The sequence below is a fragment of the Saccharothrix sp. genome (assembly GCF_031180885.1).
Taxonomy (GTDB): Bacteria; Actinomycetota; Actinomycetes; order Mycobacteriales; family Pseudonocardiaceae; genus Actinosynnema.
The window spans coordinates 1-22,129 of record NZ_JAPSLK010000027.1 but is presented as its reverse complement, the minus strand read 5'-3'; the positions used below and the strand labels follow the sequence as shown (position 1 = coordinate 22,129).

Sequence of the window (22,129 nt, the reverse complement as noted above, 5' to 3'; positions counted from 1 at the left end):
GCGCGCAGTAGCCTTCGGCGGATGACCGACTTAGGCCAGTTCGGCGTAGCTCTCGACCGGGCGATGCTCAACCAGGCAGGCCGCGACCTCTACCTGGGCAGCGACAGCGCAGCCCGCGGCCCCGGACTTGCCTCGCTGGCGGTCCCCGAGGACGTCACCCACACCGTCCGCGGGCGCGGCGAGCTGCTGGGAGAACTCGTTGCCACGGTACGACAAGGCGGTCAGGTCGTGGTGCTGCACGGCAACGGGGGCTACGGCAAGACCACCGTCGCGGCCGAACTGGCAAAGCTGGTCGCCCACTCCCATCACGTGTGGTGGGTCGACGCCACGAGCGCGGCCAGTGTCACTGAAGGCCTGCGCGAGGTCGCGCTGCGCACGGGCGCGTTACCGGATGAAGTGCGCGCAGCGTGGTCGGGCGACGCCTCGGCCACCGACCTGCTGTGGTCCGGGCTGGCCGGTTACCCGGCTGCGTGGCTGCTGGTGCTCGACAATGCCGACGACCCGCGACTGCTCGCCCCCGAAGGTCGGCTGACCGCGGGCCGTGGCTGGCTGCGCCGGCCGCCGACCAGCGGGACCGTGATCGTGACCAGCAGGGACAGCCGCTCCTCCACCTGGGGCCGGTACCGCCTGGTACCGGTGGGCGTGCTCGACGTCGAGGACGCCGCCGCCGTGCTGTTGGACCTGGCCCCCGACGCAGGCACCCTCGCCGAGGCGCGCGAGCTGGCGACGCGGCTAGGCGGACTGCCGCTGGCGCTGAGGCTGGCAGGCACCTACCTGAAGTCCACCAGCACGATGATGACGGTCCCGGGCGCCGCAACGCCCCGGTCGTTCGCCGAGTACGAGGTCGCTCTCGCCGACGGCCTGGATCTCGCCGGCACCACGGCCCAGAGCGAACGTGAGCTGCTGTCCCGCACGTGGGAACTGAGTCTGGACCTGCTCGCCGAACGGGGAGCGCCGCTCACCCGCCCGCTGCTGCGGCTGCTGTCCACCTTCGAGCAGATGCCCATCCCGACCGCGCTGCTCGACGCCCGGATCCTCGCCGATTCCGACCTCTTCGCCGGTCTCACCGCTCACCACCTGGCCACGCTCTTGGAGGACCTGCGCGGATTCGGCCTGATCGAGTACCGCTCCGGCGACCCGGTGGACGTCGTCGTCCTGCACCCGCTGGTGCGTGAGGCCAACCTCCACCACGGCGACACCACCTCGCAGGACGAGGTCCGCTGGCGTCTACTCGAACGTGGCACCTCCACGCACGACCCGAGCGACCCTCAGGTATGGCCGATGTGGCGGGCGATGCTGCCGCACTGCATGCCGGAGGGCACACCGGACGCAATTTCGTGGGCCGCCGCGATGTTCTGCTACCACGTCGGCCTGGACGTGGAGTCCGAGGCGCTGTACCGGAAAGTGTTGGCCTCACGCCTGGACGTACTCGGCGCCGAGCACGTGGAGACGCTGAACATCCGCATGGCCCTGGCGACGATCCTGTACAAGCGCGGTGACCACTTCGCCGCCGAGCAGGAGTACCGCGCGCTGGTGGAGGACTTCGAGCGCACGTTCGGCCCTGAACACCCCGACACGCTCAGCTGCCGCTACACGCTCGCACTCGCCTTGGCCGAGCGGGACACCCACCTCGCCGAAGAGGAACTGCTCGACCTGCTCAAGGTCCGCACACGCGTCATGGGCGCCGAGGACCCGGACACCCTCGACGTCCGGCAGATGCTCGCGTGGTTGCGCATGACCCAGGACGGAGGCGACGGCGAAGCCGAGGCACGTGAAGTGCTGCGCCTGCAACGCCAGGCGCTCGGGCCGGACCACTCCGCCGTGCTGTTCGCCCACTACCAGATCGCCGGGTACCTGGACGACCAAGGCGACCTGGAGGCCGCCTCGGCCGACTACGACAGCCTGGTCACCGCGTACACGAGAACCTTCGGTCCCGAACACCGCTACACCCTCGACGTCCGTCACGCCCGCGCCGTCGTCCTGGGCAGACGCGGCCACTTCGCCGCCGCCGAAGCCGAACTCCGCGAAGTCCTGGCCATCCGCGAACGCCTTCTCGGCGACGACCATCCCGAAACCCAGCGCACCCATCCCAGCCTGAAACTGATGATCTTCGCCAACGCCGCCACCGCCCCCACGGACACAGAACAACAACCGGACCGCGACCCGATCGGCGAGCGATCGGGTACACAGTCCGGTTGAGTGTCGCCGTGAACGTCCGCTACTGCCTCGACGTCTCGACGGCGTCGCCGTCGGCGCGAGTGATCGCGTAGGTTTTGGGCTTGTCGCTCACGCGCACGGCGTAGCCAGCCGCGACCAACTTCTCCAAGGCGTTCGCCACCGCGCCCGGGGAACGCCGCAACGCCTTGCCGATCCCGTTGGGGCTGATCGCCTCCCCGGCGTGTTCGCGCAAGTAGTCCTCGACCATCCCTCGCAGCGCTCCGGGTGCCAATCGCTTCGACGCCTCCGTGTCATCTGAAGAGATGCTTTCCACGGCAGCGTCGCTATCTTGCACCTCAGCGGGCGATTCGTCGGCCGGTTGCCCCTCCTCGCCCGGCTGGATGGACCAGCGGTCGGCTGCCCGGCGTCCTCCGTCGGCGATACCGGACATGCGCGTGACGAGTCCCGCTTCGAGCCAGCGCATGAGGATCTTCGGTGCCGTGGACTTGCCGATACCGGCGGCGGCCGACAGTTCGGCGGCGGTGCTGCCCGGCTTGTCCAGCATCGCCTGCCACAGCTTGTCCTCCGCTTCGGTTCGCCCGTGTGCCTTCTCGGTGGCCGACGGCTTCGCACCATCGGTGTTGCTGTAGGTGGACATGACTGCCTCGCTTCGTCGTGATACCGCGAATGGTCATGCCCCGGCCGGAGCTACGGGCCCGGCGCGCACCCGGTGTCGAATCAGCCCGCAGGACTATGAACGCTTCCTTGCGGGTGTGAAGTCAAGTCGGCCCTCAACAGATCGCCGGATCGTCTCTTGTGGACGCTCACGCGACACAAACCATTGACTGGTAATTCTTCCGCCAGCCGTGCCTTGCCCGGCGAACACCGGTGCGTGGACGGCTCGGTGTGGTGCCCTTCCAACCGGACGATGTCGTCAATCGCGGCGGCATCGGCCTGCGCCAGCGCCCGTGGGCTGCTCGGCATCACCGGCACCACGCTCATGCCGTCCACACTCGCGCTGATCGGCAGCATGTTCCGCGATCCGCGCCAGCGCGGCGCCGGGGTCGTGTTCCTGCGCCGGCAGCGGCGGCTGAGCCTGCCGCTGCTCGACCTCCGACTGTTCGCCGCGCGGCCGTTCCGCGACGCGCTGCTGGTCCTGCTCGCCGCGCTCGCCTGCGTCGCCGGGGTCTACCTGTTCGCCGCGCTCTACCTCCAGCAGCAGGCGGGGCTGTCCCCCATCAGGGCCGGGTTGTGGGTGGCGCCTTCCGCCGTGGCGATGGTCCTGACCTCAATGGCGGCACCCGCACTGGCCCGCCGGATCCCGGTCCACCGCCTGCTGGTGTGGTCACTGGCGGTGTCCGCAGTCGGCTTCGCCGTGCTGGCCCGGACCCCGGACGACCAGGGGTCGCGCCGCTGGTCGCCGGACTCGTGCTGATCTACCTCGGCCTGGGGCCGGTGATGGCGCTGAGCATGGACAGCGTGGTCAGCGCGGCGCCACCAGACCGGGCCGGTGCGGCATCGGCGTTGTCCGAGACCAGCGTGGAGTTCGGGCTGGCACTCGGCGTGGTGGTGCTCGGCAGCACCGGCACCTTCGTCCAGCGCGGGCACGGCTTCACCGCCGGGCTGGCCGTGGTCGCGGTGATCGGCGCAACGGTGCTCCTCAGCCTTGCGATACTCGCCAGCCAGCGTCCGGCAGCCTGAACGCACGGACCGGAACGGCTTCGACGCGCGAACAATGCCTCATGTCCACACGGAAGTGCTCACATCGGCGAGGAAGCGACAGCTACATGTAGCTTCCACTCGAACTTGAGCACTTTCAGGAATGCTTGAGTACTCGCCGCATACGTGTCCATATTGACCGACTCGACACAGCAGCTTTGCACGTAACAGCAGGGGACAATCGTGCCACCCATGCCGCTAAACTCAATGCAGATAATTGTATCTCTGGCGCACTTCAGTGGCGGGTGCATGCAACGAAATACAGATGATTCGATGTTTCACTAGAAAGTGATCACAGGATAGTGTAGACTCACCCTGTGGGCAACATCACAGCGACAGTAAATGTGGTGGTGGGTGAATAGACGACTGGTCTACGTAGCATTCGTTGTTGCTTGCCTCATACTCCTCGGCTACGGACTCGCCACATCTCGATCATCGCTTGGGTTCCTTCTGGCGAGTGGCGCGATATCAAGCTTAATGGCGTCGCTAATCTGGGTCGCATTGAACAGTCGCGAGTTTGGCGCTCAAAGAGAGATCATTGATCGGCTTTTAGAGCTTGAAGCCCTCGCTGACATCAGGGCACGTACAGGCGCACTTCGAGTCGACGGAAAGTATTCCGACAAGCCTGATTACTGGAATCGCCTAATGCAGGGCACCAATGGCCGGTTAATAATTATGGGACACAGCCTACAAAGCTGGTTAAAGCCAGAGTACCAAGCGCTTTTTAAGTCTGCAATTGGACGTGTTGCCCGCAACGGAGGGGACGTCTGCTTCCTGCTGCTAGCCCCCAACGGTACCGCTCAGAGGCGTATCCAGGAAATGTGCGGCCGCGATCATGCTTCGAAAACAAAACGAACAGCCCAAGCCTTAGTCGCGTTTCGCGATTCACTTCCATCTCGCGTCCGCAGTCGGATTGATCTTCGATATCTACCAGAGGATGTCGAGCCCTACTATATGGCGATTATTACAGACGCTGGACTGGACTTTACCCCATATCTTCACGTCGAAGATAGCAAGGATGTCGTACATCTTTCATTCGATCACAACTCGCCATTTGCACGAAGTGTTGTCACCGATATTACGTCCCTGCGAGGAAAATCCAAGCAATTCTGACTAGCGAGGCCCCCATGGAGATCGTGCAAAGAATGAAGGCGACAACGAACTACTCTACACGAGGTTGGAATCGCGAAGAAGCTACACGGTATGTCGTCGACGTCGGCGGCAAGATCGTCGAGGCTTCGCACTTTCGACACTTCCTAGACGACACTTATGTTAAAGATGTGGTAGAGCTTCCCACGAGCTACGGATGTGCTGTGGGGTGCCACCACTGCGCGGCTACCGAACTCGGTACCCATGAAGCTTTGGCGCACACGGAGGTGCATGATATCGCCAAATTCGTGACAGAGGACCAATCCTTGCCTCGGAGTTCGCGATTCCTTTTTACATACTCCGGCATCGGTGAGGCTTCGCTGATGCGAGCGACCGTTGAAAGATCAGCGAAGGCAATCTCTATCGACTTCCCACAGTGCTATTTCAACCTAACCACCGTGGGTCTCCGTCCGGACCTATTTGCCCACATGGAGTCCTTGGCGGAGGAAGTCGAGCTGAAGTACGTTCAGGTAAGCCTCCTTCATGCAAATTCCAGCAAAGTTCACTCAATTATGCGGATGGGGAAGCCTGCCGGGTATCGCGTTGAAGATATTGCTTCAGCTATGCTGACGACCACGAATCTCACCTTTAGGCTCAACTATGTGGTGATCCGCGACTTCAATAGCAGCGACGAAACCTTTGTCGCGGCGTTAAAGCTGTTTGAAGGACTGGCAGGCAAGTGCGTCGTTCGAGTGTCGAGAATGAACGAGACCGCTGCTAGCGTTCGCAACAAGCTCGCCACACCCGATATCGCGACAGTTGAACGCCTGGCAGGTGTTGCGAGACGGATGGGTTTTGATGCCTACCACTTCTATTCGTTGGCCAATGACAACCTAAATTGCGGACAACTTGCAGGTGACTACTCGACTGCTAAACGACGCGTTCGAGTGCCCCGTTCTGGAAGCTGAAGCTGACCGCGTCCCGCAACGAGCTACGAATAGGTTGGGATTCAATATCCAGCACTCGAGACGCTCAGGTCAGGCCGAGAGGGCGATATCCGTGCTGTGCGAACTGCTCGGCCTACGGTGCGTCGAGATCGCCGAACCATAGGCAAGCATGGAAACGCCACGTGGCACAACGTTGAATGATCAGGTCCAGCCGTAACCCGCGGCCGCTACACCGGCGCCTGCCGGACGGGTGGCGCCGGCGTAGTCGTCACCTGCGTAGCGGTAGGGCTCGATTTTGACGACTTGGCCGAAGTCGGGGGCGTCGATCATGAGGCCGTTGCCGATGTAGAGGCCGACGTGGTGGATGTTGCCTGGGGTGCCGTAGAAGACGAGGTCTCCGGGGAGGAGGGGTTGTCCGGCGGGGACGTGGGGGCCTGCGTCGTGTTGGGTTTGGGCGGTGCGGGGGAGGGTGAGGCCGGCGGCGGCGTAGGCGGCTTTGGTGAGGCCTGAGCAGTCGAAGCCGGTGTGGCCGCCGTCGGGGCCGTTGCCGCCCCAGACGTAGGGGAGTCCGCGCATGCCGCAGGCGTAGTTGATGGCGGTGTGGGCGATGGTGTTCGGGGCGTGGATGTTGTTGCAGTCGCCGGTGCCGGTGTGGGCTGCGGCGGCTTGGGCGTAGGCGTGTGCTTGGTCGATGACCTTGGTGACGTACCAGTCGGCGTGGTTGTAGGCGTAGATCGCTTTGTGGAGGTCGCCTTCTCGTACGCCTTCGTCGCACAGGAGGAAGGCGGCGGCGTGGATGGCGTCGTGCGGGTTGTAGCGGGAGGGTGGGGTGGCGCCGCCGGGTGGGATCTGGTGGGCGGCGGTGACGGCGTTGAAGGTGAGGGCGAGGAACTGCATGGGGCCGGCGGCTCCGGCGTGGTTTTCGCCTTCGTGGACGCCGGGTGCGTTGAGGCGGCCGTGGTCGGTTTCGATCTTGCCGATGGCGGCGAGGACGGTCCAGTCGAGGCCGGGGCAGTGCGGGGCGGCGGTGACGTAGAGCAGGCAGTAGTGGGGTGGGATGTCGGCGATCGGGGTGGTGCAGTCGATGGTGCCGGTGGGGGTGCGGCGGAAGAGGGAGTCGACGACGGCGGTGGTGGCCAGGCCGAGGACGACGGGGATGAGCAGCAGGGTTGCGGTGCCGCCGATGGCGAGTTTGGTGAACACCGGGCTCACCCGTGTCCTGGTGCGGTGGGCGGCATCGGGGACGGTGGGGTTGGCCGTGGCGGGGTGGTGTCGTGGGTGAGTGGTGTGGTGGTCGGGGGTGGGATGTGGGGCCAGACGTGGCGTAGTTCGTGCAGTGCGTGGCGTCCGGGCGTGTCGAGGGGTAGCCAGACGTTGTCGGCGGGGCTGGGGTGTGGGGTTGTGGGGTCGAGTAGTTGGGCTGCGGCGGTGGCGACGGGGAGTTGGTGGGGGTTGTCGAGTTCGCGCCAGGTCGTGTGGAGGAGTCGTCGGGCGGTGGCTTCGCGGCGGGTGGTGGGGAGCCACACCAGCAGTGGGGTGGTGATGCCGGTGGCTTGGGCGAGGGCGGCGTAGCCGGTGAGTTTGCCGGCGAGTTTGGGGAGGGCTTCGGTGCCGAAGTCGTATTCGAGGAACCATTCGATCTCGTTGTCTTCTGTTCGCCAGCGGCCGTAGGCGTCGGGTTTGACGAGGTCGCCGAAGTGGCGGGCACAGCGGGTTTCCGACCACCAGGCGGTGAGTTCGAGGTGTTGGCCGGGTTGGGGGTGGCGGGCGCGGTCGACGAGGGCGGTGAACCATTCGTTGACGCCGACGGTGTGGGCCAGGCGCAGGCTGTGGGCGATGCTGAAGGCGCGGTCGTGGCGGTAGCCCAGTTCTTTGACGTCCAGGCCGTCTTCGGCGGCGAGGACAGCGGCTCCGGCGGGCGCAAGGACGTAGTGCATGGGTGCGGTGCCGACGGTGACGAAGGGCTGGAAGCGGTCGACCACGCCCCACAGGTACAGCTCACGCAGCCGTTGGCGTCCGGATCGGAAGCTGGGGAAGGCCAGGGCGGTGATCTGGTGCGCGGTGAGGACGCGGTGTTCCCACAGCATGCGGGCGATCCACTTGTCGCGCGGGGTGAGCCGCCAGGCCAGGGCGGCCTGGTGTTCGACGGTGTTGGCGGCGCGTGGGGTGGGCCTGGTGGGTTTGTGGCCGCGTAGGGCGCGTTGCCGGGTCGGGTTGGTGATCATGTCGGGACCTCCGGTGCGGCGGGGTCAGGTGTGGCGGCGTGGGTCGGCTGGGCGGGTGGCGGGTTCGACGCGGGTGGGTTGGGTGGTGTGGGTGGTGTGTCGTGCTGTGGTGCGGATTTCGCGTGCTCGGCCGGGGATGGCGGGTGGGAGGGGTTGGGTGCGCAGGGTGAAGGGCAGGGTTTGTTCGCCGTGCAGGACCAGGCGGGTGGCGGCGTGGTAGGCGCCGAGGTGGGCGAGGTCGTGGTCGGTCAGGCGGGGTGTGGTGTGGCGGGCCAGTTCGCGGGCGTCTTCGGGTGAGGCGTTGAAGAAGATCTTGTTGCGGGCGTTGGTGGAGATGCCTTCGCGGAGTTCGCGTGGGAGTTGGCCGAGGTGTTGGTGGGCCAGGGTCATGGCGAGGCGGAAGCCGCGGGCTTCGGCGAGCATGTCCTCGATCGGGTAGGGCAGTCGGGTAGCTCCACGACCCTCTCGGGTCGAGAGCCCCCTCAGAACCGGACGTGCGGCTTTCACCGCATCCGGCTCAAGCAGGCCACTATGGACGCGCATTCGGGATCTCCTGGGTTCCTTCGAGAATGCTCCGGGCGTGGTACTGCCGGTGGCATTCCGAGTGGATGAGCATGAGGTTGGCGCGATCGTCCGAGCCGCCTTGGGATTTGAAGACCAGGTGGTGCCTGTTGATCGTGCGGGAGTTGGCCCAGAACCAGGCCGCCCATTCACGGACGGACTGGGGCTCGTAGCCGGCTCCGGCGATCAGGTCCAGTCCGCACAGTGGGCACAGCCCCTTCTGCTTGGCAGCCAGCGACAGGTTGCGCTTGTCAGCCTCTGGATGCTTGCGCTTCCGGATGCGTGCCTTCCAGTACCCCTCAAGCGCTGGGTCGTCTTTCGACGCCCGCCCGGTGACCAGGGCGTGTCGCTCGATGTGGGTCCATGCGAACCGGTACAGGTACCGCCCGGTGTCCTTGTCTCCGAAGACCCAGACGTCTTGCCGTGTCGGGTTGAAGCACCCGAAGTAGCTGGCGCGAATCCATGCCACCGACTTGTTGTGGTGCTTGCGTTTGGCCCACCTGTACATGCGGTAGTGCACGTAGTGGTCCAGGGTCGTGAAGGTCTCCGCGGAGGCCACGCCCCTGTAGTAGGTCGACCATCCCTTGATCAAGGGGTTCAGGGTGCGGATGACGTCTGCGCACGTGGCCGCGCGCATCCGTTTCGCAGTGTCCCGGACCTTGTCCTTGACCTTCTTCACCGCTGCATCGCTCGGCTTGATCAGCAGCTTGTCGTTGTAGCGCCTGACGTTGAACCCGAGGAAGTCGAAACCGTCGTCGAGGTGGACGATGCGCGTCTTGTCCTCGTTGAAGGTCAGCCCCTTCGGTTCCAGCCAGGCCGCAAGCCGTTGCTTCGCCTGCTCGGCCTCTTCCTTGGTGGTGCACAGCACCACGAAGTCGTCGGCGTAGCGGATGAACGCCGGGGCGCACTGCACCCAGCGTTGCCGGGCGGTGCCGTCTTCACGGTCCCCGGCAGCGGTCCCCATGCCGTGGAGGACGATGTTCAAGAGCAGTGGGCTGATCACTCCGCCTTGAGGGGCTCCCTCTTCGGTCGGGGCGAACCGCCCGTCTTCCATCACACCGGCCTTGAGCCAGCGCAGGATCTCGGCCGCAGCCGGGAATCCCCCGATGGCCTCCATCAGACGATCGTGGTTGATCCGGTCAAAGGCGGCTGTCAGGTCCGCGTCCAGAGCCCAGCGTCGCCGGGACTTCTTACCTGCCGCGAAATTGAAGATCGCGGCGATCGCGTCATGACAGCTGCGTCCGGGCCGGAAGCCGTAGCTCCGTGCCTCGAACCGTGCCTCCCACTCAGGTTCCAGGGCGTTCTTCACCCTGGTCTGCTGCACTCGGTCCCGGATGACCGGGATACCGAGCGGACGGGTCTTCCCGTTCGCCTTCGGGATGTGCACACGCCGCACCGGCCGGGCCGTGGGCCGGGGCTTCTCGGTGAGTGTCCTCACCAGCCGTCCCCGGTCCTCTGGCCGCAGCACGATTTCCCCGTCTACCCCAGGGGTGCGGCGTCCCAGGCTCCGCTGTGTCACGCTCCGCACGCTCACGAGCGTGTTGGAGTGCGAGCGCAGCATGAGCTTTTGGAGATTACGGACCTTCTTCAGGTCCCCTTCTTGCGACGCCGTGAAGATCCTCTGCCGCAGTCGCCGTACGGTCCGCTCGGTGGTGGCCCAGTCGATGCTGTGCCAGTACCGTGCGTCGTCCAGCGCTTGGTTCCCCTCGGGAAGGATCGGGGACTCCTGGGTCGTGTCGACTTGGTGTGCCACTTCTCCTCCTTCGGTATCCAACTCCGGCGCTGGTTCCGGCTTCTTGCTTCGGTTCTTCACAGGCCCACCAGACCCGCGTGGGCTCCCTTTCGGGCCCGGGAACACAGTCCCGGTATCCGCCGGGTTATGCGCGGAGGCTGAGGTGCCTTGGTCCGCGTTTTCCCCTGGGCTTTCGCCCCAGCGGCATTCGCTTCTCGGGTCTTCCTTCGCCCGCAGAGGGTTTCGGCTTCCGTTGCCGTCGGCTTACCAGGGCGCATCCGTCCTGGACCTCTACAGGGTTGTCCTGTTCCGCTTGTGCCAGTTGCGATCTGGGAGGACGCCCTCTTTACCCCGGGACCGGTGGTGGTCACGCAACGAAGGAAAATCGCCCTCCGTTGCCACCTGAGCCTCACAGCTCCGGGCCCTTCCCGCCGACTACAAACCATTGGCGCGGGTCAACTTTCACGAGGCCTCATCGAGGGTTCACTTGCGTTCGTCCTTCAGATCTTCTCCTTGCCCTGTGGCCGGTGATGGTCCACCAGCTCTTGGGGCTTCGTGTCAGGCGGCTTAACACGGGTCCGTTACCAGTCCCGCATTCGCCCTAGGAGACCCGCCCTACCTTGACCACGGGGCGGGGAATCACCTTGTCCTCTCTGGTAATTCACTGGCTACAAGCGACTTTCAGGCCGCACGGTTGAGGAAGTTGTGGCATTCGTCGATGACCAGTGAGGCGTCGCGGCGTTGGCGTTGTGGGGTGCGGGCGCGGGCGCGGGCGGTGGTGGCCTGCCAGGTGCGGGCGACGACGAGTGAGCCGACGAGCCGGGTGGTCTCCTCGCCCAGTGAGCCTTTGGGGATGCGGACGAGGCAGATGCCGCCGTCGAGCACCGCGCTCATGTCCACTGTGGAGGGCCCGGCGGCGATGGCGTCGCGGACGAAGGGGCGGAGCAGGAAGGCGCGGAGTTTGTTCATCAGCGGACTGATGACCTGGCTGCGGGTGGAGTCGGTGAGTTCGTCGTACCAGGACCAGAAGCCGCGCAGGACCGGGTCGGTGATGCCGGCGGTGACGCGGGTGCGGAAGGCGTCGTCGGCCAGCAGCTTGGGCAGGTCGGCGAGGGTGGCGACGCCTTCCTGGGCGCGCAGGGTGAGGCAGGCGGCGCGCATGACGTCGTCGGTGCGCGGTCCCCAGAACGCGGAGTAGACGCGGCGGAAGACGCTGACGAGGTTGTCGACGGTGAGGTCGGTGTCGCCGCCGTCGAGGGGGTTGAGGCAGGGTGGGCGGGAGCGGCTGTCGGCGTCGAAGAGCACTACGCGGTCGGCGGCCGTGCTGGGCAGGCGGGACAGGACGTCGGTGACGAGGTCGCCTTTGGGGTCGATGAGCACGATGCCGCGGCCGGCTTCGGCGTCGGCCAGGATCATGGTGCCCAGCAGGGTGGACTTGCCGGAGCCGGTGGCGCCCAGGACGTGCAGGTGGTGTCGGGCGTCGGGCACGCGCAGGGCGACCGGGCGGTGGTGTCCGGTGTCGGTGACACCGATCGGTTTGGCCTCCGGGCCCGGTACGGCGACACCGGGTGGCGGTGCGACGGCGCGGGCTCCGGCGCGCTGGATGCCGGGGATGGCCTCGTCGGTGGGCAGGTGGGCGAGGGCGGCCAGTTCCGGTACCGACAGCAGGTCTCCACGACCGAGCCTGCGGTGGCCGAGCGCGTGGCCGGGGTCGCGGAGGCGGTGTCGGGTGTAGTGATTGTGCTCGGTGTAGGAGGCGAAACTGGCGGCCAACGCGTGCGCCCGGCCGCGCGCGACGTCTCGGGCTTGGCGCAGTTGCTCCTTGGTGGTGTTGGCGGGGAGCAGTGTGGCGACGGCGTAGCGGATGACGGTCTCGTACTGGCTGCCGCGTTGCTTGGTGACGATGGCGCGGTTGTGCGCGGAGAATTCCAGGGAAGTCTGCGGGTCGCTGTGCAACGCGCCGGTCCGGGTCCACGCGGGGCGGTGTCGACGCCGGGTAGGGCCGGGTGTAAGCAGGTCGAGCAGACGGCCAACCATATGGCTTGACGTTCCATTGTGGACTCGACGGGCGGCGCGGCGGGCGCGTTGGACCCGGCGGCCGGTGACGGGCCGGGCCAGGACTTGGACGCAGGCGTGTTCGTCCCGCCCCAGTCCGACCGGTGCGCCGAGCAGCGCGCGGATCGGGTCGGCGTCGAACGCCGATCGGATGGGTAGGGCTTCCGGTCGCGCCAGCCGCAGTTCCCCGCCGACCACGATTCGGCGTTGGTCTTGTCCTGCTGGCGGGAGTGGTGGTTCGGCGGGGCCGACGCGGGTGTGGGCGCCGGGCCAGGCGGCTTCGACTGCGCGTTCGACCAGCCCTGGCGGGATGACACCGGGCACCCACAGCCGGATCGTGACCCCGGCCTCGGAGAAGACGTACTCGAACGCCAGGTGCGGCTGTCCGGTGACTGCCCTGCGCCACCCGGGCCGGAGCAGGCCGACCAGGTTGGACCACAACGCCGCCCCGCTCGCGGCGTCGACGACGGGCGGCGCGAGGATGGTGACCTGGCGGGCGTCGGCCACCAACTGCTCGTGGCAGCGACGGGCCCACCACCGCCGTCCGATCACGAACAGCGTCGCGAGCGCGACGAGCAGCGGGACCGCGATAGGGCCGTGGGTGAGCGCGAGGTCGCGGAGCCGGTCCAGCACGGTGGCCAGTGCTCCGGAGGGGTCGCGCAGGTAGTCCTCAAACATGACGTTGCCCTCCAACGGGTTCACGCGGCGTCGAGGGTGATCTGGTCGTCCTCGGACTCGTCGCCGTCCTGCGGGTCGAGGCCGAGGTCGACGAACGAGGTGCTGGTGTGGTCGTCGGGGTCGTGGAGGGCGGCGAGTTCGGCCGGGTCGCTGGTGACCAGGTAGTGCTCGGTCGGGGAGGCGATGGCTTGGAACGCGACGCGTTGTGTCCCGGCGGAGAGCAGGCCTTGGCCGCGGTCGGCGGAGAGCAGGAAGGCGCGTTCGCCGGCGGACAGGTCGAAGGTGCGGGTGATCTCGTCGATGGCCTGGGACGCCTGGCGCAGCAGGATCTGGGTGGCGGCGTTGGCGACGACGGCCTTGCCCAGGTCGGTGCCCAGGACGTCGGCGGTGTCCTGGGTGGCGACGGTCAGCCCGGCCCAGTGTTTGCGGGAGGCTTTGGCCATGCGGAACAGGAACTCGGCTCCGGACCGGTCCTGCATCAGCAGCCACGCCTCGTCCACCACGACCAACCTGGGGCGGCGGATGGCCGGGTTGGACACCCGTCGCCACACCGTGTCCAGCACCAGCAGCGTGCCGATGGCTTTCAGTTCGTCGGGCAGCTCGCGCAGGCTGAACACGACGAGGTGGCCTTCGGCGGTGACGCTGCTGGGCCCGTCGAACAGTTGCTTGAACGCGCCCTCGACGAACGGGTGCAGCCGCGCGGCCAGGTTCGTGGCGACCTGGTCGCCGCGGGCGAGGTGGTCCCGCAGGGTGCGCAGGGTCGGCGAGGGCCGGGTCCAGGTCCTCGGGTCGGCGGTGATACCCGCGCCCTGGTAAGTCGCCGCGATCGCCCGGTCCAATCCGGCGCGTTCAGCGGCCTCCAGCGGCTTGCCGAACAGGACGGCGATGACGGTGTCCAGGAACAGCGACCGGCGGACCAGGGCGTCCTTGGGGGCGGTGCGGTGGCCGTCGGCTCGGGTGTGGATGGGCAGGTCGAACGGGTTAAGGCGTACCCCGGCCGCGCCGAGGTGGACCTGGACGCCGCCGACCGCGGTGGCCAGCCGGGAGTACTCGTCTTCGGGGTCGACCACGGCGATCTCGACGCCCCGGTACAGCGAGCGCAGCAGTTCCAGCTTGACCAGGTAGGACTTGCCCGCGCCGGAGCGGCCGAGGATCACGCTGTTGTGGTTGTGCATCCCCTCGCCGAACCGGTCCCAGTGCACCAGGCCCTGCGAGCCGATGTTGTAGCCGTAGAGCACCCCGGACGGCGCGGCGACGGTGGTCGGGTCGGGGGCGGGCAGGTCCGGGCTGGTGAACGGGAACGCCGCGGCGAGCGCGCTGGTGTCGAACGTGCGGCGCATGCCGATGAGATCCAGGCCCATGGGCAGCGTGGACACCCAGCCCTGCAACGACCGGTAGGTGGTGTGCTTGGCGTCCAGCAACAGCGACGCGCACAGCGACCGCACGGCCGCCACCTCGTCGGCAAGCGTGTGCTCCGAGCCGGCGTGCACGGTCAGATACAGCCCGACCCGGAACAGCTTCCCCTCCCCGCGCGCGACGCGGGAGGACAGGTCGTAGGCGTCCTCGGTGGCGGCTTCGACCTGCGGGTCGAGCAGCCGCCCGCGGTCGGCGGTCTGGCGACGCCCGGACTCCAGCTTGGCCAACTGCTTGCGCAGCCGGGACGCGGCGATCGCCGGGTCGAGAGGCTCGACGTGCAGCGCCACGTCCAGCCGACCCGGGTAGGTCAGCAGCGGCGACAACCAGCCGGGGTGCACCTCGCGCGGGAAGCCGACCACGGCGAACGAGGCCACCCACTCGCCGCCGACCTCCAGGTGCCGCGCGCCGACCGACAAGGCGTCGGGCGTGAACGCGGCAGCCCCCGACGCGGGTCCGGTGTCGGCGGCCATCACGACCGCCCGCCCTCGTAGGCGTCGTCGTCCCAGCCCGAGGTGATGACCTCGTCCGCGGCGGCCAACCCGGCGGAGGGCGGCAGCAGGCTGTCCGGATTGCACGCTGAGGCCAGCACGGCGGTGGCTTGTCCCGCGTCCAGCGGGGTCACCACGATCCCTGCGGGGGCGAGCAGGTCGATCGCCTCGCCGAGCCGACGCACCAGCCTCGCCTCCGCCGCCCGACGCGCGGCCTCGCCGACCGTGGTGTCGGTCCGTGCCCGGCGCCTGCCCGCGATCGCCGCGAGCACCGCCAGCGGGCCGGGTCCGCCGAGCCCGTCGGTCGGCACGGTCGCCTCCCACGGCTCGCGCAGCACCAGCAGGACCTGGCGGCGCAACAACTGCGACTGCCGGCCGAGTTGGGCGAGGTAGTCGGCGTGCTCGGTCGCGGCAGCTTCCAGCGCCGCGTGCGGCAGCCCACCCGCGCGGTCGCGCAACTCCGCGATCTGGGCGGTGAGGTCCAGGCGTTCGGTGCGCACCAGCACCTGGACCGGGGCGGTGAGGCCGTGCAGGTAGCGGCCGAACGCGGCGACCAGCGCTTCCTGCTCGTTCGGTGTGCGCAGCGCGAAGTTCACCGTGCCCGCGACCGCCACCACCGCCAACCCGTCCACGCCGAGGTCGATGACACCGGTGTCGGTGACCGCCTCCGCCGGCAACCGCAGCGCCGACAACGACGCCCGTTCCGACCGCCGTGTGCGTCCCTCGACGGGCCCGATGTCGTGTGCGTTGGCCGACAGCCACTCCGGCACGGGGTGCACGCCCTCCGGCGCGGCGACCCGGCGGCGCGGAGCCAGTCGTTGACGGATCGCGGCGAGCATCAACTTGTCCATCGGGACGCCGTCGCGCCTGCCCAGGGCGAGCATCGCCGCGGCCGCCGCGACCGGCACGGCGAAGGCCAGGAACACCGGTGTGGGCACGATCGCGGCGGTGGCCGTCCACACCACGTAGAGCACCGCGCCCGCGGCGGCCAGGATCGCGAGTTGCCGGGCGGTGAGCGGACCGAGCACCCGGTCGTGCATGTCCACATCGGCGGGAATCCTCACCGGCTGACTCATGACTTCTCGCTTCCTCGGCGGGGCTGGGGTGCGTGGAACAGCGGCGGCGGCACCGACGGCGTCCGTCGCAGGGCGTCACCACGGCGCGGCTCCGCCCGCTCCGGCCGAAACACCGGTCCGGCCGGTGCCGACGACCGCGTGGGCGGCGCGGGCTGCGGTGGTTCGGGGACGGCCTGCTGGAACCGCAGTTGCGGAGGGACCGAGGGCACACGGATCGGCCGGTCCGGCGGCCCGGCGCTCTGGCGACGGGGTCCTCCGGCGACCTGGAACCGCGGCGTCGTCGAGCGCGGACGTCGGCTCGACTTCGCACGCGGCGCGTCGGGTACCGGTGCGGCGCTGAACTCCGGCATCGTCGGCACGGGGACCGCGGGCGTCACCGCCGGGTCGTGCACGGTCTGCTGGGGTTGGGGCTGCAGGAACTGCGGCGCTTGCGACGGGACCCGGGACCGGCGCGCCGCACGAACCCGTTCGGCGTCGTAGGCGTCCCGCAGCCTGTTGGCCACCAGCCCCGGAGTCGGCGCGAAAACCGGAGTCACCGGCCACGGCGGATCCGGCTGCCCACCACCTCGACCGCCGACACCGGAGGGAACCCCGGTGGGCACCGGCCTGGGCGCTCCGCCGTGCCGGCGCGCTCCGCCGAACAGCCCGAGAACCCGGAACGCGATGAGGCTGCGCACCATCGAACCGACCATCGACCTGCCGCCGCCGCGCACCGACGACAGCACCCAGAACGGGATGCGCACGAGGATGTAGACCAACGCCAGTGCGACGAGCATGTTCACCAAGCCCGACTCGGTCGGCCCGAAAATCGTGAACCCACCCGGTGCCAGGAACACCCGCGCGGCGGTGATCAGGGTCAGGCTCTGGGCGACCTGGATGGCCAGACAGCCGCCGTAGACCCGCCACCACCAGTAGGCGATGGCCTCGGTCTGCGGCAACGCGTGGAACATCAGCCCCAACGGCGCCCCGGCGACCAGGACGATCGTCACCGCCTCGCGAGCTACATCGGAGACCAGCAACGCCGCCAGCATCCCGGCCAGCACGATCCCGATCAGCAGGACGAAAATCCCGCCCGACGTGGTCGACCCGACCAGCATCGCCCGCAACTGCTCGGCCGCGGTGGCCGCGTCGACACCGCCACCCATGATCGACGCCACGGCCGCGTTGGCGACCTGCACGCCCTTGGTCGCCACCCACAACGACAACGCACCCGCCACGAACCCGACCACCAGGCGCGGCGCCAGCTCCTTGACCGAGTGCCGGGTCTGCAACGTCTGGTGACTCATCACCACCACGCCCGCGACCAGCACGAGCATCCCGTAGGACACCAGCAGGATGTGCCAGGAGTTGTCCCACAACTCGACCAGCCTGGGCAGCGAATCCGGCACCGTCGTGGTCAACAACGTGCGCGCCACCAGGTCCAGCAACGGGTTGAGCGCGTCGGTGACGATGTTCCGGAAGAACTCGTCGATCGCCTCACTCAGACAGGCGCCAATGTCGGTGAGTCCGCAGTCGTCGCTGTTCTCCGGTATGTGCCCCGGCTGTCCTGGGCCGGGGTCGACCACCGTGGGCGCGGTGGGTGTTGTGGGTCGCGGGATACAGCCCTCGCCGACGCACGGCGGCGTGACCGGAGTGGACAGTGACGATGTCGGTGTCGGGAAGCTACACAGCGGCGAGCCCGGTCCGCACGGGTCCGGGTCACCCGTCGGCAGCGGCAACGGCTGCGCGAGGACAACAGGGTGGACCGGTGCCGCGCCGGGAGCCGCCGCGGCGAGAACACCGCCCAGCGCCACGAGCACGCCGACCGCGATCGCCGTCAGCCTGGTTGACGGGGTCATGACTCAGCCCCCGACGATGCCCTTGAGCACCGACACGACCACCGGGGCGAGCATCGCTAGCGTGTAGCCGATGCCCGCGGCTTTGAACGCCTCCTTGGCCTTCTCCTGCTCGCCCGGGTCACCGCCGCCGAACACGCGACGCACACCGCCGATGGTCAGGAACACCGTCGCCAACAGCGCCAGGATGCCCATCAACCAATTCCGGATGTTCGTCAGCACCTGCTCGACGCTGTCCACCACCGCGAGCACCACGGTGTCCGCATGCGCCGCGGTCGCGCTCAACACCATCGCGGCCACGACCAACTCGGCGAACAACACAGCCCTGCCACAGCGATCCAGCCCGCCCGCAAACCGGACAGACATCGGAGGTGTAGAGCCCGTCCGATGTGGACGACCGGAGTAAGGACGGCCTTGTCCCGAGGGTCGGTTGTCGGTGGGACGGCGGTCCAGGGTTCGGGTCAGGCGCATCGCGGCACTCCCGGGTTCGAGCCCGACGACCGCTGCGGCAGGTCGGGCGAGGAGGTGGTGTGCGCGGGCGCGGCCGGTGCGCTCCCGCACCCCTGAACTCCGGAATCCCGGCCGCCCGGGGACACCGGCCCTCGCTTCGTCGGTGTCCGGGACCACGGCGTCGCGCTGTCGATGAGCACCGCGTCCGCGACCCGGGTCACCAGGTCGTCCTCACGCGACACCGCATCACCGCGCAGATACGCGACCAGCCGACGCTCCGCGCGTTGACGCGACTTCTTCGCCGCCTCGTACGACAGGCCACACGCGATCGCCGCGTCCGCGAGCGGCACACCCTCCAGCCGAGTGGCGCCGATCAGCTCCGCCTCGGCCGCCGTGATGGCGTGCTCGGCGACCGCACGCGCGAGCACGAAGTCCGGGTGACCCCACGGCGGCGGCGGGGTCGCCGACCGGAACGCGTGACCGGAGGGCACCGGCGCATCCAACGCCTCCCGGAGCGCGGTGTGCCCGGCCCGGTAAGCCGCCCACCGCAACCGCAACATGATGCGCGGGCGACGCAGATCGATCTCACCGAGTTCCGCGACGAACCCCGCCAACACCGCGGCGTGGATGTCACTCGGGGCCCCCGCGAACCGCGCCGTCAACGTCGCGGCGATCGAGGTCAACGCCGGCAACGCCACCCCGACCGCACCCACCACCCACGCCGCGCTCTCGGTACGGGTCAGCAACACCAGATGCGACCACACCGTGTCCCGCAACGACTGCGGACAACGCCGGCGCAGCAACCGGTCGCGCACCTCCGACAACGGCACCCGCCGCGCCGGGAAACCAGGGAACAAGCGGCCGTCCAACGACAGCGGATGCGGCCCGACGACCAGCCACTCGAACGCCGCCCTGGCGACGTCCAACGGCATCGAACCACGCTCGAAACCCGAACGCGGAACAGCATCACGCGAACTCATGGCGAACCCCCGAAACGGGTCGGAACAACGACCCGCACAGGACGCCACACCACCTGGTACCAACCACTCACCAAACAGGTACCGAACTATTACCAACCAGGCACCGGCACATCCCGAACGGCTTCGCCGAGCCGACTGGCAAGCTTGGTCACCCGCCTGCCAGTCGATCACACATCACGGCCACTAGCTGCTGTTATGGCGCGACGGTACTAGGCCGGTACCACTTCGGTCACACCCGCTTCAGACCTCAAAGCCTGGAACAAAAAGTCGCTCCCAAGATTTTCTCACCGGGCGCGGTCGAGATTCCGGACGCGACCCAGAACACTCGCTCAAAACGTCGCGGCAGTCTGTCCCGGGTCGACCGGTATTTCGGAGTTCAGGGGTGTAATCGCGCTCGCATCGACGGGCGCACCCCACCCCGGCAAAGGGGACACCCGTGACCCAGCCCGAGCACCCTGGCCGCCGCTCACCCCGACGACGCGACGACTCCACCCGCCCGGCCCCCAGCCGCCCAGTATCGCGCCGGACGGTCGAACGCCGAGCCTGGCCGACCGCACCGACCACCACCCGCGTCAGCCCCGCCAAGCCACCCACCGCCCCCACCGACAAGCAGCCACGCACCACCGCCAAGAACCCCATCCCGGCCACCGTATGGAACGCCGGACAACACCCCATCGACCTCGACGCCGCGTGGCCCGCCGCGCTGGTCGACAAGCTCGTCACCGCGTTCAGCCAACCCGGCGCGAAGGTCGTCCTGCTCGCTCACCCCGACACGACCACACGACACGAAGCGAACCTGCACGGCGTCATCCACCACACACCCGGAACCCACCCGGACCCCGAACTGGCCGACGCCCTGCACACCATCGAACACCTCGGCCGCACCGCCCACTTGCTGCGCATCCCGGACACCGCACCGGTTCAGTCCGCAGCGGCAGACCCGGTCGAAACAAGCGTCGCCACCGACAGCGTCCACGACGCAGACCTCGTCATCGCGTCGCTGCATTCCGAGCACTCCAGCGAACAGTCCGCGGACGTCGTCGCCGCGCTCGCCACACGACTGCTCCGCGTCGGCGGCACCCTCGCGGTGCTCACCCACTGCGACTGGACACCCGGCGAGCTGACCGACCCGACCGGCGCCGTGGTGACCGCCGGACAGAACGCCGACCTGCTCTACCTCCAACACATCGTCGCCCTGCACACACCCCTGCGCGACGGCGAGTTCCACCTCGCCCACCACGAGGACACCGACGCCGAAGCACGCACGCGCCACCGCGCACTCGTTCGCGGCCTACCCGCACCGCACCTGCGCATCCACTCCGACGTCCTGGTCTTCGCCCAACCCCACGACCACCGCCCACCACCACTCACCACATCGACCAGCCGGGCCGCGCTCGACGGAGACATCCGATGAACGCCGCGCCGCACACCCCCGACGACCCGGCCGTGTCGGTGTGGACGACCGCGCAGTCCTCCCCCGCCGCGCAGCGCAAGAACAAGTACACGCCCGAGTCCACCGCGCACCCGGCCAAGATGCTCCCCGAGATCGTGCGCCACGCCGTCACCCACTACACCAAGCCCGGCGAGCTGGTGCTCGACCCGATGTGCGGCATCGGCACCACCCTCGTCGAAGCCGTCCGCCTGGGCCGCCGCGCCATCGGCGTCGAATACGAACCCCACTGGGTCCAAGTCGCCCAAGCCAACCTCGACCTCGCCCGCGACCAAGGCCTCGACGTCGACGCACGCGTCTTCCACGGCGACGCCCGCCAACTACTCACCCTGCTACCCAACGACTACGTCGGCCAGGTCGCGCTCGTCGTGACCTCGCCGCCCTACGGGCCCTCCACCCACGGCCAGGTCGTCGTCGCGCCGGGCGAGGGGGTGCAGAAGTACCACCACCTCTACGGCAACACCCTCGACCGCGGCAACCTCGCCAACATCGGCCACCACCGACTCCTGGCCGGCTTCACCCGCATCCTCACCGCCCTACGCACCTTCCTGCGCCCCGGCGGGCACGTCGCCATCACCATCCGCCCCTGGCGAGAACACGCCGAACTCATCGACCTCCCCGCCCAGATCCTCACCTGCGGACGCAACGCCGGACTCATCCCCGTCGAACGCAACGTCGCCCTACTCGCCCGCGCCACCGACACCGACCTCGTCGCCCGCGGCAGCTTCTTCCAACGCGACTTCATCCGCAAACAACGCGACGCAGGACTCCCCCTACACCTCATCGCCCACGAAGACGTCCTCGTCTTCCGCCAACCCCTACACCCCACCCCGAACACCCACGCCACAGCACACCGCCGCACCCCACGCGACCGCACCGTCCACTCCGCACCCCAGGGGTTGGCGGCATGACCACCACCGACACCACCCCGCTCATCGGCTCGCTGTGCACCGGCTACGGCGGACTCGACCTCGGCGTCCTGGCCGCACTCGGCACCGGCCGCATCGCCTGGTGCGCCGACAACGACCCCCACATCACCACCATCCTCGCCACCCGCATGCCCAACGTCCCCAACCTCGGCGACCTGCGCGCCGTCGACTGGCGGCGGGTGCCACCGGTCGACGTGGTCACCGCCGGATTCCCCTGCCTCAATGTCAAGCAGGCTGGTCGGCACACCAGCAAGAGGCGCTCATACTCCGGGCCCTGTGGAGTCGGACACGACGATGCGCCGTGCCTCCGCGGTAACTTCGGCGTCCAACTGCTCGACGGTC

18 protein-coding genes and 1 pseudogene are annotated in these 22,129 nt (G+C 68.2%); 8 read left to right on the top strand and 11 right to left on the bottom strand.

All coding sequences use genetic code 11. The features are described 5' to 3' along the window. Window positions 1-21: 21 nt before the first annotated feature. The gene (locus RIN75_RS26300; RefSeq protein WP_309114699.1) at window positions 22-2,199 is read left to right on the top strand and encodes a tetratricopeptide repeat protein; all 2,178 of its coding nucleotides are present in this window, start codon (window positions 22-24) and stop codon (window positions 2,197-2,199) included. Between the two features lie 19 nt (window positions 2,200-2,218). On the opposite strand, the gene RIN75_RS26295 is transcribed toward RIN75_RS26300, so the two are convergent. Continuing rightward, on the bottom strand, window positions 2,219-2,815 hold the full coding sequence (locus RIN75_RS26295) for a hypothetical protein (RefSeq protein WP_309114698.1): 597 nt from the start codon (window positions 2,813-2,815) through the stop codon (window positions 2,219-2,221). Window positions 2,816-3,085: 270 nt separating this feature from the next. Here RIN75_RS26295 and RIN75_RS26290 point away from each other — a divergent pair, with 270 nt between their 5' ends. The 4 genes from RIN75_RS26290 to RIN75_RS26275 all read left to right on the top strand — a co-directional run bounded on the left by RIN75_RS26290 (window position 3,086) and on the right by RIN75_RS26275 (window position 5,933). After that, a complete protein-coding gene (locus RIN75_RS26290) occupies window positions 3,086-3,592 on the top strand; it encodes an MFS transporter (RefSeq protein ID WP_309114697.1) in 507 nt (168 codons plus the stop codon). Continuing rightward, window positions 3,586-3,858 (top strand): hypothetical protein, encoded by a 273-nt coding sequence (locus RIN75_RS26285; RefSeq protein WP_309114696.1) that lies wholly within the window; start codon window positions 3,586-3,588, stop codon window positions 3,856-3,858. Before RIN75_RS26290 ends, RIN75_RS26285 begins: the two co-directional genes overlap by 7 nt. A gap of 519 nt (window positions 3,859-4,377) precedes the next feature. Further along, window positions 4,378-4,989, top strand: coding sequence for a hypothetical protein (locus RIN75_RS26280; protein ID WP_309114695.1), 612 nt, complete (start codon window positions 4,378-4,380; stop codon window positions 4,987-4,989). A gap of 14 nt (window positions 4,990-5,003) precedes the next feature. Continuing rightward, window positions 5,004-5,933, top strand: coding sequence for a radical SAM protein (locus tag RIN75_RS26275; RefSeq protein WP_309114694.1), 930 nt, complete (start codon window positions 5,004-5,006; stop codon window positions 5,931-5,933). Between the two features lie 180 nt (window positions 5,934-6,113). On the opposite strand, the gene RIN75_RS26270 is transcribed toward RIN75_RS26275, so the two are convergent. The 10 genes and pseudogenes from RIN75_RS26270 to RIN75_RS26225 form a co-directional block, all read right to left on the bottom strand. Next, window positions 6,114-7,115, bottom strand: coding sequence for a bifunctional lytic transglycosylase/C40 family peptidase (locus tag RIN75_RS26270; RefSeq protein ID WP_309114693.1), 1,002 nt, complete (start codon window positions 7,113-7,115; stop codon window positions 6,114-6,116). 5 nt (window positions 7,116-7,120) lie between these two features. Next, the gene (locus RIN75_RS26265) at window positions 7,121-8,137 is read right to left on the bottom strand and encodes a replication-relaxation family protein (protein ID WP_309114692.1); all 1,017 of its coding nucleotides are present in this window, start codon (window positions 8,135-8,137) and stop codon (window positions 7,121-7,123) included. 24 nt (window positions 8,138-8,161) lie between these two features. After that, window positions 8,162-8,581, bottom strand: a pseudogene (locus tag RIN75_RS26260) (type VI secretion protein); the annotation flags it as partial. An 85-nt stretch (window positions 8,582-8,666) separates the two neighbouring features. Continuing rightward, on the bottom strand, window positions 8,667-10,511 hold the full coding sequence (ltrA, locus tag RIN75_RS26255) for a group II intron reverse transcriptase/maturase (RefSeq protein ID WP_309114691.1): 1,845 nt from the start codon (window positions 10,509-10,511) through the stop codon (window positions 8,667-8,669). Between the two features lie 600 nt (window positions 10,512-11,111). Then, window positions 11,112-13,163 (bottom strand): helicase HerA domain-containing protein, encoded by a 2,052-nt coding sequence (locus tag RIN75_RS26250; protein ID WP_309114775.1) that lies wholly within the window; start codon window positions 13,161-13,163, stop codon window positions 11,112-11,114. Between the two features lie 20 nt (window positions 13,164-13,183). Continuing rightward, window positions 13,184-15,049 (bottom strand): helicase HerA domain-containing protein, encoded by a 1,866-nt coding sequence (locus RIN75_RS26245; RefSeq protein ID WP_309114690.1) that lies wholly within the window; start codon window positions 15,047-15,049, stop codon window positions 13,184-13,186. After that, window positions 15,049-16,143: a PrgI family protein gene (locus RIN75_RS26240; RefSeq protein WP_309114689.1), complete on the bottom strand. Its 1,095-nt coding sequence runs from the start codon at window positions 16,141-16,143 to the stop codon at window positions 15,049-15,051. The genes RIN75_RS26245 and RIN75_RS26240 overlap by 1 nt, the downstream gene beginning before the upstream one ends. After that, the gene (locus RIN75_RS26235; protein WP_309114688.1) at window positions 16,140-17,981 is read right to left on the bottom strand and encodes a hypothetical protein; all 1,842 of its coding nucleotides are present in this window, start codon (window positions 17,979-17,981) and stop codon (window positions 16,140-16,142) included. Before RIN75_RS26235 ends, RIN75_RS26240 begins: the two co-directional genes overlap by 4 nt. A gap of 3 nt (window positions 17,982-17,984) precedes the next feature. Beyond that, on the bottom strand, window positions 17,985-18,269 hold the full coding sequence (locus RIN75_RS26230) for a pilin (protein WP_309114774.1): 285 nt from the start codon (window positions 18,267-18,269) through the stop codon (window positions 17,985-17,987). A 170-nt stretch (window positions 18,270-18,439) separates the two neighbouring features. Next, window positions 18,440-19,360: a hypothetical protein gene (locus RIN75_RS26225; RefSeq protein WP_309114687.1), complete on the bottom strand. Its 921-nt coding sequence runs from the start codon at window positions 19,358-19,360 to the stop codon at window positions 18,440-18,442. 484 nt (window positions 19,361-19,844) lie between these two features. Here RIN75_RS26225 and RIN75_RS26220 point away from each other — a divergent pair, with 484 nt between their 5' ends. From RIN75_RS26220 to RIN75_RS26210, 3 genes are all read left to right on the top strand, one after another. After that, window positions 19,845-20,822: a hypothetical protein gene (locus tag RIN75_RS26220; protein ID WP_309114686.1), complete on the top strand. Its 978-nt coding sequence runs from the start codon at window positions 19,845-19,847 to the stop codon at window positions 20,820-20,822. Continuing rightward, complete coding sequence (locus RIN75_RS26215) at window positions 20,819-21,769, top strand: DNA methyltransferase (RefSeq protein ID WP_309114685.1); 951 nt, start codon at window positions 20,819-20,821, stop codon at window positions 21,767-21,769. The genes RIN75_RS26220 and RIN75_RS26215 overlap by 4 nt, the downstream gene beginning before the upstream one ends. Next, window positions 21,766-22,129: DNA cytosine methyltransferase (locus tag RIN75_RS26210; protein WP_309114684.1), on the top strand; the 364-nt coding region annotated here is incomplete at its 3' end. The genes RIN75_RS26215 and RIN75_RS26210, both read left to right, overlap by 4 nt.